Origin of the sequence: Nocardia ninae NBRC 108245 (genome assembly GCF_007990755.1) — a bacterium.
In the GTDB taxonomy this organism is placed as follows: Bacteria; Actinomycetota; Actinomycetes; order Mycobacteriales; family Mycobacteriaceae; genus Nocardia; species Nocardia ninae.
The window spans coordinates 21,396-44,496 of the sequence record NZ_BJXA01000075.1; the positions used below are offsets into that span (position 1 = coordinate 21,396).

21 protein-coding genes and 4 pseudogenes are annotated in these 23,101 nt (G+C 67.0%); 12 read left to right on the top strand and 13 right to left on the bottom strand.

Going from position 1 to position 23,101, the window contains the following annotated elements:
- The first annotated feature begins 3 nt into the window (after nucleotides 1–3).
- Nucleotides 4–414, top strand: a complete 411-nt coding sequence (locus NN4_RS35730; RefSeq protein WP_147140482.1) for a VOC family protein — start codon at nucleotides 4–6, stop codon at nucleotides 412–414.
- A 5-nt stretch (nucleotides 415–419) separates the two neighbouring features.
- Here the strand turns inward: NN4_RS35730 and NN4_RS35735 are convergent, their stop codons facing one another.
- Nucleotides 420–1,349, bottom strand: a complete 930-nt coding sequence (locus NN4_RS35735) for a LysR family transcriptional regulator (protein ID WP_222595232.1) — start codon at nucleotides 1,347–1,349, stop codon at nucleotides 420–422.
- 131 nt (nucleotides 1,350–1,480) lie between these two features.
- Between NN4_RS35735 and NN4_RS35740 the strand changes: the two genes are divergently transcribed.
- From NN4_RS35740 to NN4_RS46420, 8 genes and pseudogenes are all read left to right on the top strand, one after another.
- Complete coding sequence (locus NN4_RS35740; RefSeq protein WP_147140484.1) at nucleotides 1,481–1,771, top strand: hypothetical protein; 291 nt, start codon at nucleotides 1,481–1,483, stop codon at nucleotides 1,769–1,771.
- Nucleotides 1,772–1,825: 54 nt separating this feature from the next.
- On the top strand, nucleotides 1,826–2,056 hold the full coding sequence (locus NN4_RS35745; protein WP_147140486.1) for a hypothetical protein: 231 nt from the start codon (nucleotides 1,826–1,828) through the stop codon (nucleotides 2,054–2,056).
- 26 nt (nucleotides 2,057–2,082) lie between these two features.
- Nucleotides 2,083–4,476 (top strand): ATP-binding cassette domain-containing protein, encoded by a 2,394-nt coding sequence (locus NN4_RS35750; RefSeq protein ID WP_147140488.1) that lies wholly within the window; start codon nucleotides 2,083–2,085, stop codon nucleotides 4,474–4,476.
- Between the two features lie 446 nt (nucleotides 4,477–4,922).
- The gene (locus NN4_RS35755) at nucleotides 4,923–5,888 is read left to right on the top strand and encodes a fatty acid desaturase family protein (protein WP_186818785.1); all 966 of its coding nucleotides are present in this window, start codon (nucleotides 4,923–4,925) and stop codon (nucleotides 5,886–5,888) included.
- Nucleotides 5,889–5,896: 8 nt separating this feature from the next.
- The gene (locus tag NN4_RS35760) at nucleotides 5,897–6,796 is read left to right on the top strand and encodes a DMT family transporter (protein ID WP_186818786.1); all 900 of its coding nucleotides are present in this window, start codon (nucleotides 5,897–5,899) and stop codon (nucleotides 6,794–6,796) included.
- Nucleotides 6,797–7,012 (top strand): annotated as a pseudogene (locus NN4_RS46810) (transcriptional regulator); the annotation flags it as partial.
- A gap of 97 nt (nucleotides 7,013–7,109) precedes the next feature.
- A pseudogene (locus NN4_RS46415) lies at nucleotides 7,110–7,451 on the top strand (helix-turn-helix domain-containing protein); the annotation flags it as partial.
- A 72-nt stretch (nucleotides 7,452–7,523) separates the two neighbouring features.
- A pseudogene (locus tag NN4_RS46420) lies at nucleotides 7,524–7,946 on the top strand (SRPBCC family protein); the annotation flags it as partial.
- A 3-nt stretch (nucleotides 7,947–7,949) separates the two neighbouring features.
- Here NN4_RS46420 and NN4_RS35775 read toward each other — a convergent pair.
- The 4 genes and pseudogenes from NN4_RS35775 to NN4_RS35790 all read right to left on the bottom strand — a co-directional run bounded on the left by NN4_RS35775 (nucleotide 7,950) and on the right by NN4_RS35790 (nucleotide 11,735).
- Nucleotides 7,950–9,326: an outer membrane protein assembly factor BamB family protein gene (locus NN4_RS35775; protein ID WP_147140494.1), complete on the bottom strand. Its 1,377-nt coding sequence runs from the start codon at nucleotides 9,324–9,326 to the stop codon at nucleotides 7,950–7,952.
- A complete protein-coding gene (locus tag NN4_RS35780; protein ID WP_246181264.1) occupies nucleotides 9,326–10,675 on the bottom strand; it encodes a hypothetical protein in 1,350 nt (449 codons plus the stop codon). Before NN4_RS35780 ends, NN4_RS35775 begins: the two co-directional genes overlap by 1 nt.
- Nucleotides 10,676–10,783: 108 nt before the next feature.
- Nucleotides 10,784–11,080: pseudogene (locus NN4_RS35785) on the bottom strand (IS701 family transposase); the annotation flags it as partial.
- A complete protein-coding gene (locus NN4_RS35790) occupies nucleotides 11,073–11,735 on the bottom strand; it encodes a molybdopterin-dependent oxidoreductase (protein ID WP_147140496.1) in 663 nt (220 codons plus the stop codon). The gene NN4_RS35790 and the pseudogene NN4_RS35785, both read right to left, overlap by 8 nt.
- A gap of 161 nt (nucleotides 11,736–11,896) precedes the next feature.
- Here NN4_RS35790 and NN4_RS35795 point away from each other — a divergent pair, with 161 nt between their 5' ends.
- Both NN4_RS35795 and NN4_RS45400 read left to right on the top strand, forming a co-directional pair.
- Entirely contained in the window at nucleotides 11,897–12,610 is a 714-nt protein-coding gene (locus tag NN4_RS35795; RefSeq protein ID WP_147140498.1) for a helix-turn-helix transcriptional regulator, read from the top strand.
- Between the two features lie 248 nt (nucleotides 12,611–12,858).
- Nucleotides 12,859–13,176 (top strand): hypothetical protein, encoded by a 318-nt coding sequence (locus NN4_RS45400; RefSeq protein WP_186818789.1) that lies wholly within the window; start codon nucleotides 12,859–12,861, stop codon nucleotides 13,174–13,176.
- 18 nt (nucleotides 13,177–13,194) lie between these two features.
- On the opposite strand, the gene NN4_RS35805 is transcribed toward NN4_RS45400, so the two are convergent.
- Both NN4_RS35805 and NN4_RS35810 read right to left on the bottom strand, forming a co-directional pair.
- On the bottom strand, nucleotides 13,195–14,226 hold the full coding sequence (locus NN4_RS35805) for a fused (3R)-hydroxyacyl-ACP dehydratase subunits HadA/HadB (protein ID WP_147140502.1): 1,032 nt from the start codon (nucleotides 14,224–14,226) through the stop codon (nucleotides 13,195–13,197).
- Between the two features lie 70 nt (nucleotides 14,227–14,296).
- Nucleotides 14,297–15,763 (bottom strand): carboxylesterase/lipase family protein, encoded by a 1,467-nt coding sequence (locus NN4_RS35810; RefSeq protein ID WP_147140504.1) that lies wholly within the window; start codon nucleotides 15,761–15,763, stop codon nucleotides 14,297–14,299.
- A gap of 67 nt (nucleotides 15,764–15,830) precedes the next feature.
- On the opposite strand from NN4_RS35810, the gene NN4_RS35815 reads away from it, so the two are divergent.
- Nucleotides 15,831–16,415, top strand: a complete 585-nt coding sequence (locus NN4_RS35815) for an NAD-dependent epimerase/dehydratase family protein (protein WP_147140506.1) — start codon at nucleotides 15,831–15,833, stop codon at nucleotides 16,413–16,415.
- 56 nt (nucleotides 16,416–16,471) lie between these two features.
- On the opposite strand, the gene NN4_RS35820 is transcribed toward NN4_RS35815, so the two are convergent.
- The 6 genes from NN4_RS35820 to NN4_RS35845 form a co-directional block, all read right to left on the bottom strand.
- Nucleotides 16,472–17,464: a 1-aminocyclopropane-1-carboxylate deaminase/D-cysteine desulfhydrase gene (locus NN4_RS35820; protein ID WP_147140508.1), complete on the bottom strand. Its 993-nt coding sequence runs from the start codon at nucleotides 17,462–17,464 to the stop codon at nucleotides 16,472–16,474.
- Between the two features lies 1 nt (nucleotide 17,465).
- Nucleotides 17,466–18,092, bottom strand: a complete 627-nt coding sequence (locus tag NN4_RS35825; RefSeq protein ID WP_246181265.1) for a QsdR family transcriptional regulator — start codon at nucleotides 18,090–18,092, stop codon at nucleotides 17,466–17,468.
- Nucleotides 18,093–18,127: 35 nt separating this feature from the next.
- Nucleotides 18,128–19,924 (bottom strand): acyl-CoA dehydrogenase, encoded by a 1,797-nt coding sequence (locus NN4_RS35830; RefSeq protein WP_147140512.1) that lies wholly within the window; start codon nucleotides 19,922–19,924, stop codon nucleotides 18,128–18,130.
- Nucleotides 19,925–20,039: 115 nt separating this feature from the next.
- Nucleotides 20,040–21,161 (bottom strand): CaiB/BaiF CoA transferase family protein, encoded by a 1,122-nt coding sequence (locus NN4_RS35835; protein ID WP_147140514.1) that lies wholly within the window; start codon nucleotides 21,159–21,161, stop codon nucleotides 20,040–20,042.
- A 233-nt stretch (nucleotides 21,162–21,394) separates the two neighbouring features.
- Nucleotides 21,395–22,426: a phosphotransferase family protein gene (locus tag NN4_RS35840; protein ID WP_147140516.1), complete on the bottom strand. Its 1,032-nt coding sequence runs from the start codon at nucleotides 22,424–22,426 to the stop codon at nucleotides 21,395–21,397.
- A gap of 5 nt (nucleotides 22,427–22,431) precedes the next feature.
- Nucleotides 22,432–23,101: Rv3169 family protein (locus NN4_RS35845; RefSeq protein ID WP_503826348.1), on the bottom strand; the 670-nt coding region annotated here is incomplete at its 5' end.

The window sequence follows — 23,101 nt, forward strand, 5'->3', positions numbered from 1 at the left end:
AGCATGACAATCACCATTCAATCGAGCTTCCTCCCGCAGAACGACCCGGAAGCCGCCATCGCCTTCTACCGCGACATCCTCGGCTTCGAGGTGCGCAACGACGTCGGATACAACGGGATGCGCTGGATCACGGTCGGCCCCGCCGACCAGCCGGGCACCTCGATCGTCCTGTACCCGCCCGCCGCCAGCCCCGGCATCACCGACGACGAGCGGCGCACCATCGAGGAGATGATGGCCAAGGGCACCTACGGCAGCATCCTGCTGGCAACCAAGGATGTCGACGGCACCTTCGAGCGTCTGCAGGCCGGCGACGCCGAGGTGGTCCAGGAGCCGACCGACCAGCCGTACGGTGTCCGCGACTGTGCCTTCCGTGATCCCGCGGGCAACATGGTCCGGATCCAGCAGGTGAACTGAGCAGGTCAGCTCACCGAACGCAGCCGATGCAGGGTGGACGGATCGAGATCGAGGGTCAGTTCGATCGGCCCGAGTTCGGTCGCGATGCGCGCGAACTCCGTCCCCCAGCGACTGGCGGTCTCGGCGCGGTGGATCAAACCCCAGCTCAGCGTGGGATTCTCGTCGATCGGCAGGTACACGGCCTCGCCACGGTCGTAGTACTTGATCGCCTGCCCACACGCGAAGGCCACCGCGTCACCCGAGGTCACCGACCACAGCACTTCCTCGCGGGTCGGCGCGGGCGCATCGGCCGGGCGAGCGCCCGGCGCCAGCGGCGAGAACGACTCCTCCCAGTACTCCGGGATCGGCAACCCGGACGGCAGGACGTCGTAACCGGACAGGTCGGCCAGTGACACCGAGGCGCGCCCGGCCAGCGGGTGCGTCCGCCCGACGACCAGCACGATGGGCTCGCTGAACGCGACGGGCCCCTCGCGCAGGTCGGGTTCGCGCACAGGCAGCGCGAGCAGGGCCACGTCGACCTCGTCGCTGCGGATCAGCGCGAACGGGTCATCGATGCGCACCTCGCGCATCCGGAACTCGACGTGCGGAAAACGGTTCCGGAACAACGCGGTCATCGGCGCCAGGTCCTGCCACATCGGGCCGAGCACACCCAGTGTCAGCGTGTCCGGGCCGCCACGCGCGAGGTTCGTCGCCGATTCGACGCCGTCGAGAATACGGCGGTAACCGGCTTGCAGGTCGTCGCGGAGTTGCTCGCCCAGCGGTGTCAGGGTCACCTTGCGGCTGGTTCGCTCGAACAGTGGCGCACCGATTCGCCGCTCCTGCTTGGCGATCGTCTGACTCACCCGGGGTGTCGAAATATGCAACCGCTCCGCGGTACGGCCGAAGTGCAACTCTTCGGCGAGGGTCAGGAAGATCTCGATGTCACGCAATTCCACTCCGTCATCGTTGCGATCGTTAACCCCGAGCGCAACCGTCGTTTCGTGATTGCTCATTGTTCGCAGGTGGCCGCGGCGGAAAACTATGAGTCACAAGGAGAACCGATCCGAGACGAGAGGGGCACGACACCATGGCAGTCGTACGCACGCACCGATACACGGTCGTGACCGGCAAGCTGGCCCAGCTGCTCGAGCAGCGCACGCTGGTGCTGCGCGCCATTCGGTCGGCGAACGCGGCCTTCACCGCCGCCACCTTGATCCGCCAGGAAGACGGGTCCTACCTCGACATCTGGCGCTGGGAGTCGGCCGAGGGCATGCGCGGCGCGACGGCGAGCGCGCAGAACTGCCCGCTCGCCACGGCGGCCGCGGCGCTGACCACCCACCACAGCGTGGTCGACGGCAAAGTCCTCGACGAGCGATAAACCCGAAACATTCACTGCACGACCTGCGGATCGTGCGCAGCAAAGGAGATCATCATGGCTTGGAACAAGCGGAACCGTCAGCTGCACCGCCAGCTGTCCATCATCTTCACCACCACCGTCATCGTCGCCTTCATCGGCGCCGCCCTCGGCCTCACCGAGACCGCGATGTGGCTGTTCTACCTGCCGCTGCCGCCGCTGTTCCTGCTCATGGGCACCGGCTTGTACATGTTCGCTCAGCCCTACCGCACCAAGCACCGCGCCGCGCGCCCGAACCTCGCCCAATAGTCCTGATCAGGTTAGATGGAGACACCATGACCACCGCCACCAAGAAGAAGAGCACCAAGCCCGCGCTGCCCGCCGCCGACAGCCACGACCTGATCCGGGTGCACGGGGCACGGGTGAACAACCTGCGCGACGTCAGCATCGAGATCCCCAAGCGCAGGCTGACGGTGTTCACCGGCGTCTCCGGTTCAGGTAAGAGCTCGCTGGTGTTCAGCACGATCGCCGCGGAGTCGCAGCGGCTGATCAACGAGACCTACAGCTCCTTCGTGCAGGGGTTCATGCCCACGCTGGCCCGGCCCGAGGTCGACGTACTCGAAGGCCTGACCACGGTAATCACCGTCGATCAGCAGCGGATGGGCGCCGACCCGCGCTCCACGGTCGGCACCGCGACCGACGCCAACGCGATGCTGCGCATCCTGTTCAGCCGTCTCGGTAAGCCGCATATCGGTTCGCCCCAGGCGTTTTCGTTCAACGTCGCCTCGATCAGCGGCGCGGGCGCGGTCACCATCGAGAAGGCAGGCCGGACCGTGAAGGAGCGGCGCAGCTTCAGCATCACCGGCGGCATGTGCCCGCGCTGTGAGGGCCGGGGCTCGGTCTCCGATATCGACCTGACTCAGCTCTACGACGATTCCAAATCGCTCGCCGAGGGCGCGTTCACCATTCCCGGGTGGAAATCCGACAGCTTCTGGACGGTACGGGTTTACGCCGAGTCCGGCTTCGTCGATCCGAACAAGCCGATTCGCAAGTACACCAAGAAAGAACTCAACGACTTCCTCTACAAGGAGCCGGTCAAGGTAAAGGTCGACGGCGTCAACCTCACCTATGAGGGTCTGATCCCGAAGATCCAGAAATCGTTCCTGTCCAAGGATCGCGAGGCGATGCAGCCGCACATCCGGGCATTCGTCGACCGGGCGGTCACCTTCACCACCTGCCCCGACTGCGACGGCACCCGGCTCAGCGCGGAGGCCCGCTCGTCGAAGATCAAGCGCAAGAACATCGCCGACCTCTGCTCGATGCAGATCAGCGACCTCGCCGAATGGGTCCGCGCCCTCGACGAGCCCTCGGTGAAACCGTTGCTCGACTCGCTGGTGCACACCCTCGACTCGTTCGTGGACATCGGGCTCGGCTACCTCTCGCTCGAACGGCCTTCGGGCACGCTGTCCGGCGGTGAAGCCCAGCGCGTCAAGATGATTCGTCACCTCGGCTCCGCGCTCACCGACGTCACCTATGTGTTCGACGAGCCGACCATCGGCCTGCACCCGCACGACATCCAGCGGATGAACGACCTGCTGTTGCAACTGCGCGACAAGGGCAACACGGTGCTCGTGGTCGAGCACAAGCCGGAGACGATCGCCATCGCCGACCATGTGGTCGATCTCGGCCCGGGCGCCGGTTCGGGCGGCGGCACCATCTGTTTCGAGGGCACGGTCGAGGGGCTGCGGTCCAGCGGCACCGTCACCGGCAAGCACTTCGACGACCGGGCCGCGCTGAAGGGGACGGTGCGAAAGTCCACTGGCGCGTTGGAGATTCGCGGCGCCGACCGGCACAACCTGCAGAACGTCGATGTCGACATCCCGCTCGGCGTGCTCTGTGTGATCACCGGCGTCGCGGGCTCCGGGAAGAGCTCGCTCGTGCACGGGTCGATTCCGACCTCGGCGGGCGTGGTGGCGGTCGATCAGACACCGATTCGTGGTTCGCGGCGTAGTAACCCGGCGACCTACACCGGGCTGCTCGAGCCCATCCGCAAGGCGTTCGCCAAGGCCAACGGCGTCAAGCCTGCGCTGTTCAGCTCGAACTCCGAAGGCGCCTGCCCGAACTGCAACGGCGCCGGGGTCATCTACACCGACCTGGGCATCATGGCGAGCATGGAAACCACCTGCGAGGTGTGTGAGGGCAAGCGGTTCGACGCGTCGGTGCTCGAGTACCACCTCGGCGGCCGCGACATCAGCGAGGTGCTCGCCATGTCGGTGACCGAGGCCGAAAAGTTCTTCGGCGCAGGCGAATCGCGTATTCCGGCCGCGCACGCCATCCTCGAGCGCCTGGTCGATGTCGGGCTCGGCTACCTCACCATCGGCCAGCCGCTCACCACGCTGTCCGGCGGCGAACGGCAGCGGCTGAAGCTGGCCACACACATGGCCGACAAGGGCGGCGTCTACGTCCTCGACGAGCCGACCACCGGCCTGCACCTGGCCGACGTGGAGAACCTGCTCGCCCTGCTCGACCGGCTGGTCGAGTCCGGTAAGTCGGTCATCGTGATCGAGCATCATCAGGCCGTGATGGCGCACGCCGACTGGATCATCGACCTCGGGCCCGGCGCCGGGCACGACGGCGGCAAGATCGTTTTCGAGGGCACTCCCGCCGATTTGGTCGCGGCCCGCTCCACCCTCACCGGGGAGCACCTCGCCGAGTACGTCGGCGCCTGAGTCAGCACCGCGGACCGGCGGAGCCATATGGGCTCCGCCGGTCCGTTGCGTTAGCCGCCGAGTCGCTTGTAAATGCCGACCGGGCGGTTTTTGGAAAATTGCCGTTATTTCTTCGACATATGACATGTCTCGGGCGTAGTCTGGGCCCTGGTAATTCAGCCGGGTGGAGTCGGGGAGAAATGCGTTCAATTCACGGGGGACATCGTTTTGGCTGCCTGGAATTCGCTGGACCTGCACTATCCGGCCGCGGTGTCGACCGGGTCGATGCCGTGTGGTGATTCGAGTGGGGATACACGGCAATGCCGCAAGAAGACAGAGTTCAGCAAAGATGTCGAGCTTCGAGACCGTCGAGTGGTGGCTTCAAAAAGGAACTTTCTCCGGAGACGAAAGAAGCCGTCAAAGATATCCATAACAGCAGGGACAATTGGCACGGTCCGCTCGGATTGTTGGCCGATTGGCTGGTCATCATCGGTTCGGCCGTAGTCGTGGTCCACTTCGATTATCAACCGTTGGTGTATCTGGCCGCGGTGATCATCATCGCGGGCAGGCAGCGTGCGCTGCGCAGCCTGATGCACGAGGCCAGCCACCTGAAACTCACCCGGCACGGGCCGGCCAACAAGTGGCTCGGGCGAGTGTTCATCGCATGGCCGATCTTCTCCGGATTGTCGGCGTACACCTGTGCGCATTGCGAACATCACCGTCACCTCTGGGACGATCGCCGCGATCCGAAATTGCTCGGCTATATGCGGCTCGGACTGGTGAATCCCCGCGATATGAAGCAATTCGTGCGCCGGCACCTGTTGAAGCCGCTCTTGATGACGCATGTGCCGTATCAGGTGACGGCGGATCTCATCGGACGGGACGAGGATCGTAAGGAAACTCGCCTTCGGTTCCTTTTCCTGATTGCGGTATCCGCAGCCTTCTTGGTGGCCGGCGCCGGTCTGGAATTCCTGCTGCTGTGGGTAGTCCCATACGTCACGTTCTATCAAATTCTGCGGTACTGGAGTGATATCGCCGATCACGCCGGACTGCGGTCGGACAATCCATGGCAGGCGACGCGCAGTTGGGACGCGCCGTGGTTGGTCCGGCAATTCCTCGCACCGCACAATTCCAATTGGCATCTCGCACATCACCTGTACCCGGCGGTCCCGCACTACCGGATTCGCCAGCTGCACGAGACCTTGCAGGCGACACCGTCCTACCAGGATGCCCACCACTGTGACGGTTTCCTGTTCGCCCGCAACCGGTGTCAACCCGCGGTCGTGCAGGACGTGCTCCAGCCGGAACGATTGGCCGAGATCCGGGCTCGTCATCCGCAGCTCTGCGAACATCGCCGCGAGATGATGGCGGGATGCGTGCAATCCTGCCCGGTGACGGCGCTGCGTCCAGCGGAACCGAGCGAAATCGTATGAGCCTCAGTGTGTCCCGAGCCGCTGAGCAACGATCCGGTGCTTGGCTCGGGACGCTACTGGCCTTGGGTTCCAGCGTCGCGGTCGGCTCCGCGATCGCCGCGACGACGGCGCTGACCGAGTTCCCGATCATGACCGGGCAAGCCGTGCGGTACGGGATCGCCGCCGCGCTGATGTTCGCCCTCTTCTGGGGGCGGTTGCCTCGGGTGAGCACGGCGCAGCTCACCAGGATCGCAGTACTGGGGGCGACCGGGCTCGCCGGCTTCAATATCTGCCTGGTGCTTGCGCTGCAACGGGTCGATGCGGGTGTGGTCGGCGCAGTCGTCGGTGCGGTGCCGGTGGTGCTGGCCCTCGCAGGTCCGCTCATGGCTCGTCGCTCGCCGTCGATGCGGGCAGTGGTGGCCGCAGGCATCGTGACTACGGGTGCGGTCATCGTGCAATGGTCCGGTGCCGCAGCCGATCCGGTCGGACTGCTCCTTGCCGCAGGTGCCCTGGCGGGCGAGTGCGCGTTCTCACTTGTCGCCATCCCGCTGGTGCGGGAGATCGGCGCGAAGGCTACGGCCACCTACGCCGCGACCGCAGGCGCGGTGATCTGCGGAATCGTCGCGGTACTGATCGATGTGCCGACCGCCCGCCTGCCCACGATGGGCGAATCGGCGGCAATCCTCTATCTCGCCGTAGTGGCGTCGGCCGGTGCCTTCCTCCTGTGGTACGCGGCGCTGGATCGAATCCCGGTGGAAACCGCCGGTGCCTTCGCCGGGGTTGTGCCGGTGTGCGCGTTGGTCACCGGCGTACTGCTCGGCGTCTCGGAAAGCTCGCCACTGCGTTTCGTCGGCGCGGGCATAGTCGGCGTCGGAGTGGTGCTCGCCGCCCGCGGGACCCGGCAGGTCAGCACGGCGGGGTCGCCCTAGTTCTACAACGACATCTACGCCGCCAGCATCGATCACGATCCGGTGCTGCTGTCCCGACTCCGAGCCGATGGGTTGCGGCGACTGTCGAGCCGCGCCTCCGACCTGTCGGTAGCGAACCAGAACCTGCCGACCTCCATGGCCGAGAAGCTCCGCGCGAGCGAAGGACTGCCCGAAATCGCGCCGGACGGAGCGAAATGGTGGAAGTCCACGCGTTAGCCACTGAACGCGGAAAGTTTGCTGAACCTCTAGCCCTGCTCGCGCGGGTGGACGATGATGGAGGTCGACATCGCAGCTCGAGTTCGAGGAATGGTCGATGTATCGAGAAGACAACTACTTTGCCGCTCGCCTGAACATGTTGTTCGCCAGGGTACATCTGCCCGGGCGAAAGCCGCATACCAACGCCGAGGTCGCGGCCGCGCTGACGGCTTCGGGGCACCCGGTTTCGAAACCGTATATCTCGCAGTTACGTTCGGGGGTGCGGACCCATCCCTCCGACGAGACAGTTGCCGCGCTGGCGAAGTTCTTCAAGGTGCGGCCGGACTACTTTTACAACGATGCGTACGCCGCAAAGATTGATCGCGATCTGGAGTCGCGGGCACAGTTGGAAGGCTATGGGCTGCGCCGGCTGTCGAGTAGGGCGTTCGATCTCGCGGAGGGGGGATTCGGGGAGCCGAGGGTCTCGACGTTCGACGTCGCCTGCACCCGCGAGTTCGCGGCGGCGGCGACCGAAGTGTGGCGGGCCTGGGAGGACCCTGCGCACCTGACCCAGTGGTGGGGGCCAGCGGGTTGCACTGCACCGTTCGCGGACATCGACTTCCGGGTTGGTGGCACATCGGTGGTCTGCCTGCGGGCGCCCGCGGAGTTCGATGGGCGCGGCAGGTACGTCACCATGACCTACCGCCGGATCGAGCCGATCAACCTGATCGAGTTCGATCTCGCGTGCACCGACGCGGCAGGGGGACACGCACCCCTGGCGGCCTATCGGACGCCGCCTCGGCGACACCTCGTCACGTTGACCCCGGTCGCCAGTAAATGGACATCGATGACGGTCGCCCAGTTCGGCTACCCGGACGAGCAAGCGCGCGAGCAGGCGACCTCCAGATTGGCACAGTCCCTGGACAGACTGACTGCCTTCCTCGAGCAGGGCTAGGGCCTAGTCGAGGGGGCGTAGGCCGATCATGGTGTGTGAGTCGGTGTAGGTGTATGTGCCGCTGTTCTTTTCGGTGAGTTGGCCGCCGCCGGTGATGCCGGTCGGGGCGTCGGTGACAGCGCGGAAGGGGATGTCCCAGTCCGTGTTGCCGGTGTGGGGGTCGATTGCCCACAGTCCCTCAGCGTCGGAGAGGACGGCGACGCGGCCGTTCCAGGTGTGGACGGTGCCGACGCGGCCGGTAGTGGTCTTCCAAAGCTGGTGGCCGGTGCGGAGATCCACGCCGGTGGCGGTGGATGCGGTGTAGTTGAAGAGCACAGCGGTGTCTCCGAGGGTGGCGACTCGCAGCGTCGTGTCGTCGTGGGTGACCAGGTCGGGGTTGGTCCAGCGGACAGTGCCATCGCGGCGGTCATAGGCGGTGTCGGCCAGCAGGATGGGAATGGTGTCGTCGGTGGGGAGATCGACTTCGACATCCTGCACTGCCGGGTTGTCGGTGCTGGCGAGGATGCGGCCGGTGCGGTCCAGGATATCGGCGCCGGTGCGGCCGTTGCCGCCTTCGAGGCGGGACCCGGTGCGCACGACGAGAGCATCGAAAGTTGTACGGGTGTAGGGCCATCCGTACAGTTCGGCGGTCCAGGTCGGATTGCCGGTGCGCAGGTCGAAACCGGCGAGGTCTGCGCCGAGTTCGAACACGCCCTGGCCATGTGCGACGTCCAGGACTCGGCTGTTCATGTCCTCATACAAGGTGCCCATCGCGAAGGTGCGGGACCAGTGCGCTTTCGGGTCTGCGAGGGTGCCCGCGTGCACGCGCACGTCGTCGGATTCGACGTCGCCCTCCGCGACGTAGAGGCGATCGTGGTCGGCGGCGATGCCGAATGCGTACTTCCACTCGACTGGGGTGCGGGTGACGGCGCCGCTGTCGATGTCGAACCCGACCAGGGCGGGATTATCGTCCGACACGGAGGTGTAGCAGACGAGCTTGCCGTCGATCGGCATCTCGGCACAACCGCCCAGCTCGGCGGCGGGCGCGCGCCAGCGCATCGCACCGGTTCGCGCATCGATGCCGTACATCTGCGGGTCGCGGAGCGACGACTCGCCCGGTGTGCCGATCACGGTGATCATCGTGTTTCCCGCGTCGATGAAACCGACACTGCCGTAGTCGTATTCGGTGCCGTCGACCGGGGTGTGGAACTTCGCGGACGCCTGGCCGGAGAGCTCGGCGGCGGTGATCGACCACGCGAGACCTGGTGCGGCAGCGTTGGTTCCGGTGATCTTGCGGATGCTGTCCTCGGGGTGCAGCAGCACCGCGACCGCGCCCGCGCAGGTGCCGACGGCGAGCACCGCGGCGAGCACCAGACCGCGCACACCTGGCGCCCATGCCATCACTTCACCTCCAGATCGGGGGTCGACGCTATCGCCTCGAGTTGGGCGGCGCTGAGCAGTTCGGGTGCCGACTTCGCGGTGGAAGACACCTCAACCTCGGTGCCCGAGGGGCGTGTCACGACGACGGTCCGCGTCACCTGAGGTGAGTTCTCCCCGGTCGCCACGACGGAAGCATCAGGTTCCTGAGTCTCGATGACTGTCCCGTCCGGCAACGTCCGGGTGCTGGTCCGCGGGTCGCTTCTCGACGGCTGGGTGGATTCCGTTGGGCGCGTTGGTTCGACGGTGATCACGATGCGCAGCTCCGACTGTTGCCCGGTGGCGGTGACGCGAACCGCCTGGCACACGCCGGGTCCGTACGAGTCCGGCCGCAGGGTGCCCAGCGGCCGGTCGAGGACGAGGCCGTCGAGCTGTATCCGCGACAGCACCGAATCCAGCCTGCGGGCAGTTGTCTCGTCGATCGGAGTAGACGCCTTTTTCGGCGTTGGCCAGTAGCGGCAGGGCAGGGGCGCGTCCGGCGTTCCTGGCGGAACCGGTGTGGTGACACGGACGCCGGGCGTAGTCGCCAGCGCGACCAGTTCATCGATGGTCATCGGCACTTTTCCCGAGGGCGAGCCGGTGTCCGACGAGTCATCGGCGGACGCGTAAACCCTGCTGCCGTCGGGCGTGTAGGCGGTGGCGCTGCGGCGGAGCGTGCGTACGCCATCGGTTTCCGACCAGGTGTCGTGGGTGTCGACGGTCGTGCCGTCTGGGAGGATGCGGCGCGCATCGAGGTCGCCCGCCACGCACGCCGGGATCGGTTGGGTGGACTGATGGACCGAGACAAAGAGCGAGCCCGCCTTGCCCTCCCGCGACAGCTGCGCGTGCGCGGTCGTGGAACCACCGAATCGCGCGGCGTCCGCCGGGTCTTCGGGGCTGAAGATCGGCTCGAAGACCAGCGAGTCGTCGAGGGACGCGAAGGTGAGAGCGACCCCGTCGGGCAGCGCGTCCAGCGCCGCCGCCGACATGGCGACGGCCTTGGGCCCGGAGAACCAGGGGTACGCCGGGTTGTCGTAACTGGGTCTTCCCCCCGAGACCATCGAGAACCCTTCGTTCTCGCCAGGTGGTTCGACCGTCGCACAGCCAGGAATCTGCGTCGGGTACGTGACGGGCGGAGTGCCGTAGGTGTGCTTCTTCTCCGGCTTCGGCTTGGTGGTGGTCACCGGTGCGGTCGTCAGTTCGTGTTCCGGATGGTGCAAGAGTCCGCCGACGATCACTCCCCCCGCCACGATCGACAGACAAAGCAGCCCTAGCGTCCACGCGGTGACGGCCCGCGACGGCTTGGCCGATGGCGTCTCGATGTCGTCCGACACGATGTTCCCTCCCGATGTCGATAACACAGTATTGGGCGGTCGCGGCGTAGGGTGTACGGGGGTGCGCTCGCCTGCCGAGATCTGTTATAGGACAACGGGATTACGGACACGGGCCGACCAGTAGATCGCGGTCGGCCCGTGTCCGCCGGCACCGACCGAAAGCCGCTGCCACGCCGAAGCGGCGAACTCAGCGACCAGCGCATCGGCTCGAGTGGTGCGCTCAGCGCGGGTGACGAGCTGATGGTCGCATCGTGGGGCCATCACGTAGAACACATCGCATTCCTCGAGCCAGTTACGCAGATAACCTGCTTGGCCGCAGGCTTCATCAGCGGTGAACCACGCGAAGGGCACCTGCGCGGCGGGCACCCGCTCGAGCATGGCGATCACCTGCCGGGCTTCATTCGCGACTACCTCGGGCGCTCAGCGCGCGGATCGGGCCGATGAGTGTGCGGTAGAGGGGGCGCACGAAGCGGCCGGGGAGGTAGCGGTGCCGTTCCTCCTGCCAGACGCGCGCTCTGCGGTGGGCGGCGAGGGGTGACCAGCGTTCCGGATCCACGGGTTCGGTGGTGTGGAATTCGATGCGGCACAGGTGCTTTGTGTTGACGTAGCCGTACTGGTGCGGGCTGACCAGGCGGAGGGGAGCGCCGTGGTCCCCGTTCAACGGCTGTCCGTCGAGACGGTCGGCGATGAGCACGTCGGCGGCCAGCGCGTCCTCGAGCAAGACGATCGACCGGAAGCCGTCGAGGCCTTCGAAGACCGCGTGGGTGATCGTCGCGCCGGACTGGAGCAGCGGTTCGATCCGGGTGCGGTAGAGGGGCTCGAACGCGGTTCCTTCCCAGCGCAGGCCGGTGGCCGACCATCCTGCGACACAGTGGAAGTCGGCATCGAGCTGTTGCCGCGGCATGCTCGCGAGTTCGGCCACCGACAGCGTGAGGGGCTCGGTCAGGGGGCCGCTGATCTCGATCGCGGGGTCGGCGGGGACCGGCGGCGGTGGGTGATGCAGATGGGTGCCGAAGCGCGGGAAGCCGTCGACGGCTCGTTGGCCCGGGGGGAGTGTCATGTCGATCCTCGTTCTATACGACGCTGTATATGCGGGACGCGTTGGGCGCTATGAGTATTCTGGTCGATACGCACCTATCGGTGCGCTGTGAGAAACCTAACGTGGGTGGAGCAGTTAGGGATTCATCGAAGGGGGACTAGGCTTTGTCGTGTTTCGGAGAAATGACTATCCGGCCCGGCGTGCTGTCCTATCGTGGCGGTTTGTCGCCGGCGAAGATGCATGCCCACCATTCGGTTCAGGTGCTCATTGCCCGCCGCGGTGAATTCATCGTTGCGGATGCCGATGCGACAATGGTCACCTGCCCGGCGGCGGTGATTCCCGCCGATGCCGCCCACGAAATGGTCCAGGGTGTAGTGGACGGCGAAATGGTGCAGCTGGCTGCCGAATCCGCCGATGGGATCGAATTGACCCGGACGGTGGCGCAACCCGCATCCGCCGAGGCATGGGCGGCCGCGGGAGCCACGCTGCTGGCCGGGCTCGGCGAAAACCATTGGTGGGCAGACGGATTGCCCTACGCGAAGCCGACCGCCGCCGCCATGCGGCACCCCGCGCTCACCGCGGCGGTGCGCCGGTTACCCGAACTCGTCGCGGCAGGCCCGGTCCGGTTGCGGGACGTGGCCGCCGCGGTCGGCGTGTCCGAAAGCCGACTCGGCCACCTGTTCTCGGCGGAGACCGGACTCCCGTTCCGCCCCTACGTCCGCTGGCTCCGCATGTCCCGCGCCATCGACCACATCGCCCTCGGCCACACCCTCACCGACGCCGCCCACGCCGCAGGCTTCTACGACGGCGCCCACTTCACCCGCGTCTGCACGAAAACCTTCGGCCTGTCCCCGGCAATTTTGATCAGCGAAATGACCTTCAGCGGGCATTCGTAGCAGTTCGACCTCTCGCGCCGAGTCAGGGATGCGCCGTCCGCCGTCTCCGGCAACCAGGTTCGTGCCTCAGCTGGTCAGGAAGACCGGCGTGCGGTCTGGTCCAGCTCAGCCGCGATTGCCTGCCGCAGGGCGGAATGCCGCGGACCGAGCGCGTATCGCTCGTCGCTCCAATTTTCGCGGGGGTACAGCCACACCGGCAGGTGCACCAAATCGACTGGCTCCCAATCGAATCGCGGCCATACGTGCGCATGCAGGAAGCTGTCGGCGTTGCCGAGAATTTCCAGATTTACTCGCCGGAACGCCGGGTCCAGACTCGCGCAGGCCCGCTCGACGGCCTCACCCAGCCGGTCCATATCGGTCAGAAAGGCAATCCGTTTGCCCCTCGGCAGATCGGACAGTCGTTGCGCCGCTGGATCGTCGGTGAGCAATACCGAGTATCCCGGCAGGAACTGAACGTCGCCTATCACGGCGAACCCGGCGGCCAACCTTCGCAGCACAGTAGGGTTTTCACCGCGCAGGGCGCTGCCTATGCGGTCAGTGCGAAAGTCTGCACTCATCGCGGATGAACCCAGCCTTTCGGTGGCTTACGCGAGGCGGACTTCGGCGGTGGCGAGGCCGAAGATTTTGCGGCCTGCGGACTTTGCGACGAGGACGAGGACGGCGGAGCGGGTTTCGGGGTCGAGGGATTTGATGCGGGCGGTGAATTCGACGGTGCCGATGGAGCGGGCGTCGACGACGGTGTAGTTGGAGAGGCGGACGCCGTAGCGGGTCATGGCGCCCGGGTCGCCGAGCCAGTCGGTGAGGTAACCGGCGCCGAGGCCCATGGTGAGCATGCCGTGGGCGATCACGTCGGGCAGGCCGGTCAGGGTGGCGATGGCGTCGTGCCAGTGGATGGGGTTGGCGTCGCCTGCGACACCGGCGTAGTTCACGAGGTCGCCGCGGGTGAGTTGGTTGGTGCGGGGCGGGAGTTCGTCGCCGACGGTGAGGTCCTCGAAGCGGATCGTGGTGCGCGGGGACCGCGTTCGGGAGACCTCGGACAGGCTCGTGCTCGGTGCGGTGGTCCGGGTCGATTCGCCGGGGGTGCTGGAGGCGGCTGCGGCGCGGGAAGGGAGCTCGATGCCGTGCATGATCACGCGCTCGATCGCGTCGCCGATCCCGGCGGCGACGTCGTTGCCGGTGATGCCCGCGACGGTGGTGTGCATGACCTGCACGACCCGCCCGGTCTGATCGGTGAAGGTGTTCTTGATGGTGAGCAGGTCGTTGCCCGCGATGCGGCGCACCGACGCGAGCTCGACATCGCTGACCAGCCGATCGCCGGTGACCACCGGCTGATACATCTCGAAGACCTGATCGGTCTGCACGAACACGTCGTAACCGGTGATGACGGACTCGAAGAGCTTGCGGTTGGCCAGCATCGCGGGGATCGAGACGAACGTGGTCGGCGCGACCAGGCCGGCGTAGCCGAGCTCGTCGGCGGCGTCCTCGCTCCAATGCGCCGGATGGAAATCCTGCACCGCACGCGCGTATTCGCGGATCTTCTCCCGGCCGACCTCGTAATAGTCGTCAGCACGATAGTGGTGCCCGACCAGTGCGGCCACATCGAACGTCGCTTCCATCAAGCCGCTCCTCGTCGCAGATCCCCGCGCACATCGTAAACGGCCCGCGCAGCACGGAACCCACTGGCGGTCAGTCGAGCCAGATCGCGAGTTCGTCGGCACGTGGATTGGACACGGCGTGGGAGCGTGGGGCGTCGAAGGTCATGACGGTCCGGGTGCTTGCGTCGTAGGGAGCCCAGCAGGGCGTGCGCCCGTGCGCGAAATCGACCCAGATGTGGTGCATTTCGGAGGCGAGCGTCTGCGGCGGGACGTCGGCGCCGACCAGCATAGGTGTGCCCTCGGCGGTCAAGGTGTCGAAGACGAAAGCGATTTCGAGTGCGTGGCAGGCGCGCAGGTCCAGATGACTAGTGGGCCAGGCGAATTCGTAGACATGCGCGGTGGCGGCGGCTTCGGCCAAGCGGACGGCGGGAAGCCGGAACGCCCAGTCGGTGAGGATGGCGGACAGCAGGTCGCCGGGGCTCGCATCGGGGCGGTTGGCTGCGTAGATGTCGGCGATAGCGGGGTCGAGTCCTCGGGCGGCCAGCGTTTTGGCGAGTAGTTCCGGAGTCAGCGTGGCGGTGAGCCCCGCGGGCGCCGTGTACAGGCGGAATTCATCGGTGGTGCTGCCGACGATGAGCGGGATGTCGTGCGCAGCGCCCCCGGCGATGGCGTCGAGGGGGAGTTGGGTGAGGCTGTGGCCGTCGATCGTGGGGACGAAAGCCATCATGCCCAACCCTGCCGCAATGGATGACTCGCCCCAACGGCGGGGGAGCTGCTGGAACATGAAGTCGAGCACTAGATTTCGCTCCGCATCGAGCAGCACGGGGATACCGGCGTCTTCAGGAGCAGTCGAGAGTCGCTCGACGAAATCGGCGGCGACGAGGTGCCCGTCCTCGAGAGTGGAGGCTATGGTCCCGTTGCCGCTCTGAATGACCGCGCGCTGGAACAGACCCGTAGCCAGAGGTGAGGCGATCAACGTGGCGACGCTCATGGCACCCGCGGATTCGCCGAAGATGGTGACTCGCTCGGGGTCCCCGCCGAACGACGCGATATTGTCGCGAACCCACTGCAGGGCGGCGATCTGGTCGAGCAGACCGCGATTAGCGGGTGAACCGTCGATCGCCGCGAAACCGATGGCGCCGAGGCGATAGTTGATGCTGACCAGCACCACGCCGTCACGGGCGAAGGCGTGCCCGTCGTAGACGGAGACGGCGCTGGAACCGACCCGGAACGCCCCACCGTGAATCCACACCATGACCGGCAGGCCCGAGGCCGTAGGATCGGGGGTCCACACATTGAGGTTGAGAAACTCGGGCCCGTCGATGATCGGGTTGTGCAAGATCGAGCTCAAGGGCTCCGCGTAGCCCAGTTGCGGCGCGGTCGGCCCGAAGCGGGTCGCATCCCGTTCCCCATCCCAGCTGGGCGCGGGACCCGGCACCTGAAACAGTGCGGCACCCAATGGCGCTGCCGCATAGGGTATTCCGAGGAAAGCGGATACCGACCCGGTCGCATTGCCCCGGACTTTGCCCTGGGGTAGCGCTACTACTGACGCATGCATCAAGTTCCTCACCTCGCCGACGACACCTCGAAAGTCTCACACCGGACCGGGTCACTAGGGTGGAATGATGCGGATCTTTCTGGCCGGCGCGACCGGCGTCATCGGAACACGGTTGGTCCCGCTGCTGGTAGAGGCCGGACACGAGGTCGCGGGCATGACCCGATCAGCCGCCAAAGCCGACCAGGTACGCGACGCCGGAGCGGTACCGGTGATCTGCGACGTCTACGACCTGGACGCGTTGACCGCGGCCGTCGTCGACTTTCGCCCCGACCTGGTGATGCACCAGCTGACCGATCTCCCCGACGACGCCACCCTGCTCCCGGACCGCGCCGAGGCGAACGCCCGCATCCGCACCGAGGGCACCCGCAATCTCATCGCTGCCGCCCGCGCCGCCGGAGCGAAGCGATTCCTCGCCCAGAGCATCGCCTGGGAACCGGCGGGCGGCCGCGGCCAGGTCATCCAGGACCACGAGGCCGCCGTCCTCGATGTCGACGGTGTCGTCGTGAAGTACGGCCAGTTCTACGGCCCCGGCACCTATTACGAAGACCAGCACCCACCGCATCCCCGAGTGCACGTGTATGACGCTGCGGCACGGACGATTCCGCTACTCGAGGCGTCGACAGGCGTGATCATCGTGGCCGACGTGGCGTAGAAACCTCGGTCAGCTGCTGGTCCAGTCGCCGAAACGTATCGGACTGGAAGTGCGCGTTACCGGGGGCCGTAAGTGTTGAGGAACAGCACCGGCCCCGCACCGAAAAAGTCGGCGGTATCCAGGTGCAGTGCCGCGGCCAATGCTTTGGCGGTGTACACGGTTTCGAGCTGGAGCCCGTCCTGCGCCGCGAGGGTCTGCGCCTCGTGGGCGGCGGGGGTGGGGTGACCGTAGCCGGGGCCGAGCCAGTCCGTGGTGATGGTGAGGTCGTCGGGGCGCAGGCCGGTCGGCTCGAATCGGGCACCGCGCGACCGCAACAGCCGCTCCGCGCGCCCGGCCAGGCGGACGATGTGCGGGGCATCGAGGGGGAGTGCGTCGTTCACAACGACGCCGACAACCCGGGTGCTGAGCCCGGCCAGCCGCAGGCCGAGCGCCAAACCCGCTGCGGTGCCACCGGACCCGACGGCTGTCACGATGTGGCTCGGCTCGGGCATCGCGCCCGCGGCGATCTGCTCGGCCAGTTCGAGGGCGCCTTCGACATAGCCGAGCGCGCCGATCGGCGACGAGCCACCCACCGGCAGGTAGTAGGGCCGCTTGCGGCCCCGCATGTGCCGCAGGTACAACCACGGAGCCGTCAGCAGGGTGCGCCGCTTGGTGTGCGTGAAATGCACTGTGGCGCCGGAGTTCTCCAGGCGCCGCAGTTGCACGCGGACATGGTCGTCCATCGGCTGGTCGACCAGCGCGAGCACGGTTTCGATGCCCTGCTCGCGGCCGTACAGTGCGGTGGCGAGCCCCCAGTTGGTGCCGGTGCCGCCGACGGTGAAGATCGTCCGCGCGCCGCGCCGATGCGTCTCGGGCAGTAGCCATTCGAGCTTGCGGACCTTGTTGCCGCCCCAGCCGCCGTCGCCGTAGCGACCGTCGTCCTTGCACCACAGGGGAGCTCCGGTGCCGACGTCGAGCCGTCGGATCGGGGTCGGTGAGGTACCCAGCCGCACGTACGGCAGCGAGTCGGTGAGTTCAGGAAAACGCTTGTGCAGCAATGCGTCCGACATGTCAGCTTCCTGTGGCAGGTCTGGTGATCGCCTCGGGGATGCCGAGCAGCGCGGCCTGCACCTCGTGCAGCCGGTCGACATCCCCGCTGATGCCTGCGACATTATCGTTGTACAGGAAAGCCTCGCCGAGGCGGACCAGCGCGTAGGCGAGCAGGTCCGGTTCGACCGGCGGTCGGTAGCCGTCCTCCCGCTCGGCTCGGGCGATCAGCTCGCGCACGGTGGCGACCACCAGCGGCTGCACCGGTCCCTCGCTCGCGGTGAGAATCCGCAGACCGGACAGCGGCTCGTTCTCGAAGTACCGCCGGAACGGCACGTTGTCGGTCATCCAGCGATTGACCCGATACAGCACGTCGAGGATGCGCCGGGCCCCGGTCGAGCGCCGCCGGGCGTCCGCGCGGGTGAGTAGCGCGGCGAACTCGCCGGCCAGCACCGTGCCGAGTACCCCCTCGCGGGACCCGAACCAGCGATAGACCGAGGCGCGGCTGAGCCCGAGCTCTGCCGCGATGGCCTGAATGTCTACCCGTTCACCGGCCAGGAACGCCTGTCGGGCCAGCGCGATGACCTGTTCGCGGGTCGCCGACGCCGGTCGTCCTGGTGGGCGGGTGGTTCGCTGGCTCGGGGTGGTCATCGAAAAATGGTACATCCTCCCATGCGTGTACCGAATCAGAACCAGGCGTCGCGCATCTCGAGGGTAGTGGTGTCGAGGCGGGCGAGCAGATCCAATGCCGGTGCCGTCTTGGGCAGTTCGAACCGGTAGAAATACCGCGCCGCATGCCGCTTGCCGTCGTAGAAGTCGCCGGTGTGCCCGGCGGCGGCCAGCAGCTGCTCGAGCCAGATCCAGGCCAGCACCATATGGCCGAAGGCTTCGAGGTAGACCGAGCTGTTCGCCAGCGCGGTCTCGACGTCACCGCCGGCGAACAATCCCGCGGTCACCTCGATCAGCCGCTGCCACGCCGCATCCAGCTGCCCGGCCAGCTCGGCCGCCTCGCCACCGGACGCGCGGGCGGCGGACACGGTGTTCTGCACCCGGCCGGCGAGGGCGATCAGACTCGCACCGCCCTGCTGGGTTACCTTGCGCCCCAGCAGATCCAGGCCCTGGATGCCGTGGGTGCCCTCGTGGATCGGGTTGAGCCGGTTGTCCCGGTAGTGCTGCTCGACGTTGTATTCGCGGGTGTAGCCGTAACCGCCGAGCACCTGGATGGCCAGGTTGTTCGCCTCCAGGCACCACTGCGACGGCCAGCTCTTGGCGATCGGGGTCAGGATGTCGAGCAGCAGGGTGAGCGCCCGCATCTCCTCGTCCGAGTCGGCGGTGTGCTGCTCGTCGACCAGCCGGGCGCAGTAGAGCACCAGCCCCAGCGCGCCCTCGGCGTAGGCCTTCTGCGCCAACAGCATTCGCTTGACGTCGGCATGCTCGATGATCGGCCGCTGCGGCGCCGACGGGTCGGCGGGCAGCTTGGCTCGGCCCTGCGTGCGCGTGCGGGCGTAGTCGAGGGATTCGAGGTAGCCGGTGTAGCCGAGCGCCGTCGCGACCAGGCCGACGCCGATGCGCGCCTCGTTCATCATGTGGAACATGTAGGACAGCCCGCGGTGCGGCTCGCCGACCAGGTAGCCGACGGCGCCCGCCGCGCCGCCGGGGATCCAGCGGCCCTCGCCGAAGTTCAGCACGGTGTTGACGGTGCCGCGGAAGCCCATCTTGTGATTGAGTCCGGCCAGCGCGACATCGTTGCGCTCGCCGACTGCGCCGTCGTCGTCGACCAGGAACCGCGGCACGACGAACAGGGAGATGCCCTTGGTACCCGCCGGGCCGCCCGGGATCTTCGCCAGCACCAGGTGCACGATGTTCTCACCGAGTTCGTGATCGCCGCCGGAGATCCACATCTTGGTGCCGAACAGCCGGTAGGTGCCGTCATCCTGCGGTTCGGCGCGGGTGACGATGTCGGCCAGTGACGAACCGGCCTGCGGCTCGGACAGGCACATCGTGCCGAAGAACCGGCCCTCCAGCATCGGGCGGACGAACCGTTCGGTGAACTCCGGGCCGGTATGGCTGAGCAGCAGGTTCGCGTTCGCGACGGTGAGGAACGAGTAGCCCGAGGTGCCCGGGTTGGCCGCCTGGAACCAGGCATAGCTCGCCTGCGCGACGGTGACCGGCAGCTGCGCGCCGCCCAGCTCGTAATCCATTGCCGCGGCGGGTAATCCGGCCTTGGCGAACGCGGCCAGCGCGGTAGCCACCTCGGGAATGATGGTGACCCGTTCGCCGTCGAAGGTCGGCTCGTTCGCGTCGTTGAGTTTGTTGTGCGGGGCAAAGTATTTGGTGGCCAGCTGCTCGCTGAGCTCGAGCACGGCGTCGAAGGTCTCGCGCGAATGATCGGCGTAGCGCCCACGTTTGGTGAGCTCCTCGACATCCAGCCACTCGTAGAGCAGGAAATCGAGATCGCGCCGGGAAAGCAGCGTCGAACGCATCAGCCGTCCTTTCGAGACATGTGCCGACCACTGTATCTTACGGTTCGCGCGGACGCAGTGGGCCGACCATGGATCGAAGGTAGCGGACGGAAAGGGACTTCGAGTCGAACTCGGATCAGCTGGTCACCCGTTCGATATGTTCGGCGTGAACACCCCAGCCGGACAGCAGCTTTCGCACGTGCTCCGGGTCGGAACTGAGCGGAGCGGGGACGTCGACGGGGGTGCGGTCGAACCGCGGCGCCGGTGCGGGCTGGAGCACGCCGTCGACCTCGATGAAGGCGTTGCGGGCCTTGTTGTGCGGGTGCTCGTGGGCCTCCCACGGGCTCAGCACCGGCGCGACGCAGGCATCCGAACCCGCGAAGATCTCGGCCCACTCGTCCCGGGTGCGCTCCTTGAACTTCGCCCCGAGCACCTCCTTGAGCTGCGGCCAGCCGTTCTTGTCGAGCTGGAACGGCAGCTCGGGGTCGTCGATGCCGAGGATGGCGAGCATCTGGTTGTAGAACGGGATCTCCACGCAGCCGACCGCGAGGTACCCGCCGTCGGCGCATTCGTAGGTGTCGTAGAACGGGGCGCCGCCGTCGAGCATGTTCTCGCCACGCGGGAAGTTCCACAGGCCGAGGTGGTGCAGCCCGTGCATGGAGGCGGTGAACAGGGCGGACCCGTCGACCATGGCCGCGTCGATCACCTGCCCCTTGCCGGAACGTTCCCGTTCATACAGCGCGCCGAGCACACCGAGCGCGAGCAGCAGGCCACCGCCCGCGTAGTCGCCGAGCATATTGGCCGGCGGCACCGGCGGCTCCCCGGCGCGGCCGACCAACCCGAGCGCGCCGGAGATCGCGATGTAATCGATGTCGTGCCCGGCGGTGCGGGCCAGCGGGCCGTCCTGGCCCCACCCGGTCATCCGGCCGTAGATCAGGCGCGGGTTGCGCGCGGCGAGCTCGGCGGGACCGAAGCCGAGGCGTTCGGCGACACCGGGACGGAACCCCTCGATGAGCACATCGGCATGGTCGGCGAGCGCGAGCAGCGTCTCCCGATCCGCGGGCTGCTTGAGATCCAGTGTGATGCTGTGCTTTCCGCGATCCAGCGGCCCCTCCGGCGAGACGATGCCCTCGCCGGGCGCGCCGCCACGGTCCACGCGCAGCACCTCCGCGCCGAGATCGGCCAGGATCATCGCGCCGAACGGGCCGGGCGCGAGACTGGCGATCTCGATGACTTTCACTCCGTGCAGTGGTCCCATGTCTCCGCTCTCTGTCGTCCTCGACGAGGGCACGCGGCCACGGCCGAACCCCGCCCGTCCGGATCGGTGTTCCCGAGGCTAGGCCCGTTGCGGGGTAGCGCCAATGACCGTCGCGCTCGGAAGGGGGTGACCGTAGCGCTCACGACTCCGCCTCGCTGGCGCTCGGCTCCGTCGTGCGCGCTACCGGCACACTGTGTCTTCGGTTCGCTCGCTGACGCTCCCTCACATCCCGCCTACGCCTCCCCACCGAGCAGTAAGTCCAGCCGCGCGACGGCGACCGCAGACAGGTCGCCCATGTCGAGGTAGGTCGATATCCGGAGCAGCGCGATGGAGAGCAGAACCGCGCCGAGGATCTCGTTGTAGCGCAGCCGACGGACTGGGCGGCCGGTGGCGGCTTCGTAGCGTGCGATGGTGTCCGCGCGGGTCGGTGTGCCGGACAGTCTCGGCTTGCCGAGGTATTCGCTGGAGACCCAGTCGGTGAGCAGCAGCCACGCCAGGTCGGACTCGGGGTCGCCGAGGTGGCCGACCTCCCAGTCCAGCGCGCCGATCACCGCGTAGTCCTTGTCGTAGAGCATGTTCGACAGCCGGGAGTCGCCCCAGCAGAGGGCGAGGTGCTCGGGGTCGTAGCGGTTGTCGCGGAGCCAGGCGATTGCCCGCTCGATGGTGTCGGGGATGTGCGGCGCCGCCCAGTGCACGGCCCAGTCGAGATAGTTGACGGCCTGTTCGACGGGGTGGCTGCCGAATCGGGGGAGGCGCAGGAAGTCCATGCGCAGCGCCGCCGGATCGAGTTGGTGCAGCCGGGCCATGGTGTCGACGCAGCCCCACCACATCGTCGTTCGCTCGTGCGGTGCGGCCGCGAGGTACATGCCGGATTCGTGGTACGGCGGCACATCGCTCGGTGTCCGGCCGCCCTCGATGCGGTCCATGATCAGGTAGGGGCTGCCGAGGTCGGCGGTGCCGGTGTCGATCCAGCGCACCGCCGGCACCGGAATGCTGGTGGACGCAAGGCGTTTCATCACGACGAACTGGCGGCGCAGATCGTAGTCGGGAAACAGGGGCACCTCGGGAGGTCGGCGGAACACCAAGCCCAGCGGTGCCTGCGCGCCCTCGATACCATCGACGGCGAAAAGGTAAGTGTCGGAGGCGAAGCCCTGCTCCGCGCGCTGCCAGTCGACGACGGTAGCCTGCTCGGCGCTCGGAATGCGCTGGCGGATCACCTTTTCCAGCAGCGGGGGCAGCTGTTCAGGGGTCGGACGTACGGTCATTGCGGTCACCATCCGGTGTAGCCGTAGCGCGGATAGCTACCCACGCAGACCATCTCGACCAGGCCGTGCCCGACCTGGTCGCCCATCCTTACCGTGCACAGTGTTTCGCTGAGCAGGCTGACCGGCCCGATCTGGTCGAGATCGGTGAGGTCGACGGTGAATCCGTTGCTGAACGCGGAGCCGCGCCACATGCCGGAGGCGTAGCCGCGGTATTCGTTGTAGCCGGCCAGGCCGGGCCAGAAGCGGCAGCTCGGTTGCACCTCGAGGGTGGTGCTGGTGCGGTCGGCCCGGTGCACGGTGAAGGTGCCGCCGGATATCACCCGCAGGTCCGGCTCGAAGGTCAGCTCGTGCTCGACATCGATGATCGGCGTCGGGGCGCGGCCCGTGGCGAGCGGGTACAACACCTCGCCCTCGAACTGCCAGCGTTGTCCGGTGCTCGTCTCGCGCTGCGCGAAATGCACCAGCTGGTCGCCGAATTGGAAGATGCCCATGTAGTAGAGGACGCCGTCGGGTACCTCGGTGGGTTGCAGCCCCGGCCCCTCGTCCAGACTGCCGCCGCCCGGACCGTGGCGCACGCCCCAGGAGTGGTCGCGGCCGAACCACCACTGCTCGGGGTCGATATCGATCCGCCTGCCGTCGAGTTCGATCCAGCCGGTGACTACGCCGTTCTGGAAG

Excerpts from the sequence above, each read along its gene's own strand:
- NN4_RS35730 (WP_147140482.1), top strand. The coding sequence starts at position 4 with ATGACAATCACCATTCAATCGAGCTTCCTCCCGCAGAACGACCCGGAA.
- NN4_RS35740 (WP_147140484.1), top strand. The coding sequence starts at position 1,481 with ATGGCAGTCGTACGCACGCACCGATACACGGTCGTGACCGGCAAGCTG.
- NN4_RS35745 (WP_147140486.1), top strand. The coding sequence starts at position 1,826 with ATGGCTTGGAACAAGCGGAACCGTCAGCTGCACCGCCAGCTGTCCATC.
- NN4_RS35750 (WP_147140488.1), top strand. The coding sequence starts at position 2,083 with ATGACCACCGCCACCAAGAAGAAGAGCACCAAGCCCGCGCTGCCCGCC.
- NN4_RS35775 (WP_147140494.1), bottom strand. The coding sequence starts at position 9,326 with ATGGCATGGGCGCCAGGTGTGCGCGGTCTGGTGCTCGCCGCGGTGCTC.
- NN4_RS35790 (WP_147140496.1), bottom strand. The coding sequence starts at position 11,735 with ATGACACTCCCCCCGGGCCAACGAGCCGTCGACGGCTTCCCGCGCTTC.
- NN4_RS35795 (WP_147140498.1), top strand. The coding sequence starts at position 11,897 with ATGACTATCCGGCCCGGCGTGCTGTCCTATCGTGGCGGTTTGTCGCCG.
- NN4_RS45400 (WP_186818789.1), top strand. The coding sequence starts at position 12,859 with ATGCAGGAAGCTGTCGGCGTTGCCGAGAATTTCCAGATTTACTCGCCG.
- NN4_RS35805 (WP_147140502.1), bottom strand. The coding sequence starts at position 14,226 with ATGGAAGCGACGTTCGATGTGGCCGCACTGGTCGGGCACCACTATCGT.
- NN4_RS35810 (WP_147140504.1), bottom strand. The coding sequence starts at position 15,763 with ATGCATGCGTCAGTAGTAGCGCTACCCCAGGGCAAAGTCCGGGGCAAT.
- NN4_RS35815 (WP_147140506.1), top strand. The coding sequence starts at position 15,831 with ATGCGGATCTTTCTGGCCGGCGCGACCGGCGTCATCGGAACACGGTTG.
- NN4_RS35820 (WP_147140508.1), bottom strand. The coding sequence starts at position 17,464 with ATGTCGGACGCATTGCTGCACAAGCGTTTTCCTGAACTCACCGACTCG.
- NN4_RS35825 (WP_246181265.1), bottom strand. The coding sequence starts at position 18,092 with ATGACCACCCCGAGCCAGCGAACCACCCGCCCACCAGGACGACCGGCG.
- NN4_RS35830 (WP_147140512.1), bottom strand. The coding sequence starts at position 19,924 with ATGCGTTCGACGCTGCTTTCCCGGCGCGATCTCGATTTCCTGCTCTAC.
- NN4_RS35835 (WP_147140514.1), bottom strand. The coding sequence starts at position 21,161 with ATGGGACCACTGCACGGAGTGAAAGTCATCGAGATCGCCAGTCTCGCG.
- NN4_RS35840 (WP_147140516.1), bottom strand. The coding sequence starts at position 22,426 with ATGACCGTACGTCCGACCCCTGAACAGCTGCCCCCGCTGCTGGAAAAG.